At 46.3% G+C, this 5,487-nt stretch carries 4 protein-coding genes; 1 reads left to right on the forward strand and 3 read right to left on the reverse strand.

Going from position 1 to position 5,487, the window contains the following annotated elements; all coding sequences use genetic code 11:
• A partial coding sequence (locus QTO00_RS14025) for a peptidoglycan DD-metalloendopeptidase family protein (protein ID WP_331425354.1) occupies nucleotides 1–548 on the forward strand: 548 nt, incomplete at its 5' end.
• A gap of 46 nt (nucleotides 549–594) precedes the next feature.
• Here QTO00_RS14025 and QTO00_RS14030 read toward each other — a convergent pair.
• From QTO00_RS14030 to erpA, 3 genes are all read right to left on the reverse strand, one after another.
• Nucleotides 595–3,711 carry an efflux RND transporter permease subunit gene (locus QTO00_RS14030; protein WP_331425355.1) on the reverse strand — a complete coding sequence of 1,039 codons (3,117 nt, stop codon included), beginning with the start codon at nucleotides 3,709–3,711 and terminating at the stop codon, nucleotides 595–597.
• A gap of 15 nt (nucleotides 3,712–3,726) precedes the next feature.
• The gene (locus QTO00_RS14035) at nucleotides 3,727–4,806 is read right to left on the reverse strand and encodes an efflux RND transporter periplasmic adaptor subunit (protein WP_331425356.1); all 1,080 of its coding nucleotides are present in this window, start codon (nucleotides 4,804–4,806) and stop codon (nucleotides 3,727–3,729) included.
• 256 nt (nucleotides 4,807–5,062) lie between these two features.
• The gene (gene erpA, locus QTO00_RS14040) at nucleotides 5,063–5,404 is read right to left on the reverse strand and encodes an iron-sulfur cluster insertion protein ErpA (protein WP_038206306.1); all 342 of its coding nucleotides are present in this window, start codon (nucleotides 5,402–5,404) and stop codon (nucleotides 5,063–5,065) included.
• Nucleotides 5,405–5,487 lie beyond the last annotated feature (83 nt).

A 5,487-nucleotide genomic window follows, 5' to 3' on the forward strand; every position in this document is an offset into this window, starting at 1 on the left:
TCGACGATAAAACGGGTAACTACTACGACGAAAATGGTCGAGCGATGAAAAAAGCCTTCCTACGCTCACCACTTGATTTTCGTCGCGTAAGTTCAAACTTCAACCCAAGCCGACGCCACCCAGTAACAGGCAAAGTTCGCGCTCACCGTGGCACTGACTACGCAGCCCCCGTGGGGACCCCAATCTGGGCTGCCGGTGACGGGACGGTGATGAAGTCGAGCTACAACCAGTTCAACGGTAACTATGTATTTATTAAGCACAGCAACACTTACATCACCAAGTATCTTCACCTACAGAAACGCAAAGTGAAAACCGGACAGCGTGTAAAACAGGGACAGACCATAGGTACGTTAGGTGGTACAGGTCGAGTCACAGGCCCTCACTTGCACTATGAATTCTTAGTCCATGGGGTACATAAAAACCCTCGCACAGTGAAGCTACCCCAGTCTAAATCCTTGACAGGAAAAGCAAAAGTCACCTATATCGCCAACGCTAAGTTGAGATTAGATAAGCTAGAGCGCTACGGTCAACTGCTCGCAACGCCATAAAAGAGCCCCGCCAAATGGCGGGGCTTTTAACTTTATATGAACAATCCTATTCGGCTTCAATTACTTGATTCGCTTGGTCTTCTACTTTATGCACTCTCCCGAGCATCAGAAGACATGGGGTCAGGACTAGTGTCAGCACAGTCGCAAAGGCCAATCCACCAGCAACGGCAGTCGCCAACTGTGACCACCACTGGGTACTTGGTGCACCGAACTCGATTTTCTGATTGATCAGATCGACGTTCATTTCTAGCACCATCGGCAGTAAACCTAAAATGGTGGTTACCGTAGTCAACATAACAGGTCTTAAACGTTGTACACCCGTACGAAGAATCGCTTCACGTTTATCAAGTCCTCTTCTCAACAATTGATTGTAAGTATCAATCAACACAATATTGTTGTTGACCACAATCCCCGCCAACGCGATCACACCTATCCCTGACATAATGATGCCAAATGGCTTCTGAAACACAAGCAAGCCAACAAACACCCCAACGGTTGAGAACAGTACCGCACTTAAGATCAAGAAAGCTTGGTAAAAGCTATTGAACTGAGTGATTAGAATTAGCGCCATCACCACCAAAGCGACCAAGAAAGCATTCTGCAAAAATGCCGACGAATTTTCCTGCTCCTCGTTCTGGCCGCGAATCCTAAACTCGACACTCGGTGGCAAGTTCAGCTGTGAAACCGCCTCGCTGATCTTAGGCAACTCCAACGCAAGGTTATAGCCCTCTTTCATGTCTGCCATAATGTTGATCACCCTATACCCGTCAATACGACGTATGGTGTCTTGCTTGTGTTCAGGAACAATATTGGCAAAGTTGGTAATAGGGACAAGACCCGCAGGCGTTTTAACCCGCAGTTGATCAAACCTGCCGATATCACGTTTATCTTCTGGATAACGAACAAGAATATCCACCTCTTCCGTAGAATCATCAGGGAGATAATCGCCAATCTTAAGCCCGTTAGTCACAAACTGAACCGTATTACCCACCAGAGTCGCATCGGCAGCAAACCTTGAGGCGTCATCACGGCGAATATCAATCTGCCAGTCGATCCCATCTTTGCTTGAGGTGTCACTAAGGTTGGTAAACGCCGGGTAGTTGTCCGCCCACTGCCTCACCATCTTAGCAGCACCATCTAACTCGCCAGGAATACGCGCAGACATTTCTATCACTAAGTCATGGGCGACAGGGGGACCAGCATCGGGGAACTTATACTCTATCTCAACTCCGGCATATTGATCCGTCTGCTGCTTAAGCTCTTCAATAATGTCTTTTACTTTTCGACGGTATTGCCAATCCAAAGGGGTAATTTGGATTTGGCCTATCTCATCATCCCCCCCCGTTTTGGTATAGACACTTTCGAACTCTTTATGGCCAAGCATGACTGATTCAATGTCACTCATGATCACATCTTTCTCATCAAGCGAAAGATCACCATAAGAGCGCACTTTCACTGTAAAGAATGGTGGATCAACTTCAGGGAAGAATTCTGCACCTAATCCTGCTTTGGCGTAAGTAAAGCCAACACCAATTGCCAACAGTATTGCACTCAAGAGGATCTTTAATGGATGGCGAATCGCAATATCGAGAGTGTGGTAATAGAGCTTAGTTATGCCTGTTGCCTTGGAAAAATCACCATCGTGCAGTGCAACCATTTTCTCGCGTTGCGACTTAGTGACGTGTTGAGGACGACCGATCAAACTCCCCAGTACTGGTACAAGCAATAAGGCCATCGCTAAAGAAGCGGTTAAAGTCGCAATCAGTGTCAGCGGTAAGTACTTCATAAACTCACCAGTAACGTCAGGCCAAAACAGCAGAGGGGCAAATGCAGCTAAGGTCGTCGCTGTTGACGCTGTTATCGGCCAAGCCATACGTTTTGCCGCATCACGGTATGCTTCGCGCCTTGGTGTGCCCTCTTGCATTCTTCGGTCGGCAAACTCAGTCACGACAATGGCACCATCGACAAGCATACCCACTGCCATAATCATCGAAAACAGAACGATAATGTTCACGGTCAAACCAAAGACTGACAGCACAAGAAGTCCAGTCAGGAATGATCCCGGGATCGAAATTCCTACCAGCAAGGCGGTTCTTACTCCAAGAATAGCGATGATGACAATCACCACCAAAATAATCGCAGACAAGATATTATTCTGCAGATCGTTAAGCATCATCTTAACGTCTTTGGATTGATCCCAGGTGTATTTCACCAGCAAGTTATTCGGCCAATCAGCACGCTCCTGCGCTTGGGCTAATACCTCTTTAACCAAAGCAACAGTTTCAATAATGTTCTCACCCGCACGCTTTTTAACATCGAGTACCACAGCGGATTTACCATCAAGTCGAGCGTAGCTTTCAGGATCACGAAACGCTCTGCGCACCGTCGCCACATCACCAAAGGTAATGACTTGCTTGCCTTCAACTTTCACTGGCAGCTCAAGAACATCCTTTAATGAATCAAATACTGAAGGGACTTTGACAGAAAAACGACCATAGCCAGTATCAACAAAGCCCGCTGCAACCACCTTGTTATTAAGGGCAATCAAGTTATAGATATCGCCCTGATCGAGTCCATAGCTTTCCATCAGTAGCGGATCAACAATGATCTCAACAATATCCTCGCGATCACCCGCAATGTCGACCTCAAGTACTTGGCGATAACTCTCAAGCTTGTCACGTAGCTGACGGGCAATATGAACAATGGTGCGTTCAGGCACTGTGCCGTACAGAACAATTGAAAGTACAGGTTCTTCGGAAGCTAGAGTCACCTCGTTTACCGTCGGTTCATCACTGTCACTAGGCAACTTAGGTTTGGCTAAATCTACCGCTTCACGAACATCAGCCATGGCTTTATTCAGATCGACACCAACACTGAACTCAAGCATTACTGAAGCATGCCCCTCTGCAGCAGTCGAGGTCATCTCTTTTACCCCTTCAATCGACCTCAGTTCTTGTTCAATTGGGCGAACGAGTAGCCTTTCCGCATCCGTTGGCGAGATCCCTTGGTGTCCAACCGAAACATAGATAATCGGGATGGTAATGTCTGGGCTAGACTCTTTAGGAATCGCGACATAAGTCCCTGCACCAGCCAAGAGAATAAACACCAGTAACACCACCATAGTGCGCGTGCGAGAAAGTGCAGCATCAATTAAGGCGAACATAACTGTATCTCCTTGTTATTGTTGCTCTACAGCGATCACTTGATCGCCATCGCGCACAAACCCTTGACCAGTGGTGACAATATCAACTTGCTCACCTAGGCCGGTTAGCCACACACCATCTTGCTCTGCTTTCACTAACTGAATAGGGACAAATTTTATCCGATCGACGACTAAGGTTTTGACACCTAAATTGCCGTCCTCATCTAGCGCAAGCATGGCAGGCGTCACTTTAATCGCCATTTGGCTTTGTAGATTCAGGGAGACTTCACTACTAATACCAGCCGGAATCCGCTGCTGTGGATTGGGCAGTTCGACCTCAATTGGGAAGGTGTTGGTTGCAGCAGACGAAACTCTTGCGATATAACGCACTTTACCTTCGGCCTCTTGCCCATTAATAAAACGGACTCTCGCTTGCTGTCCAAGCTCTAGGTCTTGGATGTGTCTTTCGCTAACGTCCGCATCAATAACGATTTTGCTTAGGTCAAGTAGGCTTGCAACTGGGTCACCGACACCGACGAAATCGCCTTTTTCAATAAACAGATGATCAACTACCCCCGTAAATGGTGCACTTACTGAGGTGTTTCTTAACGCTATTTTGGCGTTGCTCACCATAGCTTTCGCTTCAACTAGCCCGGCTTGTGCGTTAGTAAAAGCCACCTCTCCCTGTAAGCCCTTGCTTTGCAGTGATTTCGCGGCTTTAAACTCTTTCTCTTTAACTTTAAGCATCGCCTGGGCGCGCTCTAGCTGAATTTCGAGATCTCCTTTATCAATCAGAGCGATAACCTGACCTTGCTTAACGCTATCCCCTTTGTTCACTTTGAGTTGAACAATCTTTCCAGCAATCTCCGCGCCAAGCTTTGCTTGTTTATTCGGTGCGGTACGACCGTAAAGGTCAATGGTTTGATGAGTAGGATTGGCAACAAAAGAGGTAAACGCCACTTTAGCTAGCGGGATCTTATTCTCACTATGCTGTGGGGTATCATCTTCTGCATTCAACATTCCAACACCAAGCCAAAGTGTCAGTGCGATGATCAAAAACAGAGATACAAGATAAGGTCTGGTCGCAATAAAGCGCAGAGGAGAAATTCTAGCCATAACTATCCTTAGTGATTCTATATCGCCTCTAAATTTACCGAAATTTACAACCACTCATTCAGTAATAGATAAGCCGTAGATGATATAGGGGCTCGCAATGTCAACTAGCGAGAAGATAGACACAGGATATAAACTAACCAATTAAAAGGAAAATAGAGTTGAGCAGTATTATAGGTCAGGTCTCAGTTTCTAGAAATGTCATACAGATACAACAAAGGCCGCATAATATACGGCCTTTGATACAGTCTATTTAAAATTAAACGCTGAATGAAGCGCCGCATCCACAAGTAGTGGTTGCATTTGGGTTGTTAACGAAGAAGCGAGAACCTTCTAACCCTTCAGTGTAATCTACTTGACCACCAACTAGATATTGCAAGCTCATAGGATCAACCACAAGCGTAACACCGCTATTTTCGATGGTCGTATCCCCTTCATTGACGCTCTCATCAAACGTGAATCCGTACTGAAAACCGCTACAGCCACCACCGGTAATGTATACACGTAGCTTTAGATTTGGGTTCTCTTCTTCAGCGATTAAGGCGCCTACTCGCTGAGCCGCTGCATCTGAAAATGTTAATGGAATATTTACTTCGCTCACGATGACCTCTCTCAGTCTTCTGCATCCAGAAGGCAAAACCTGCTGGCATTTTATCTTTTAATATTTAGCGATTATCTAATACC

It is taken from the genome of Vibrio sp. M260118, from assembly GCF_036533755.1.
GTDB lineage: Bacteria > Pseudomonadota > Gammaproteobacteria > Enterobacterales > Vibrionaceae > Vibrio.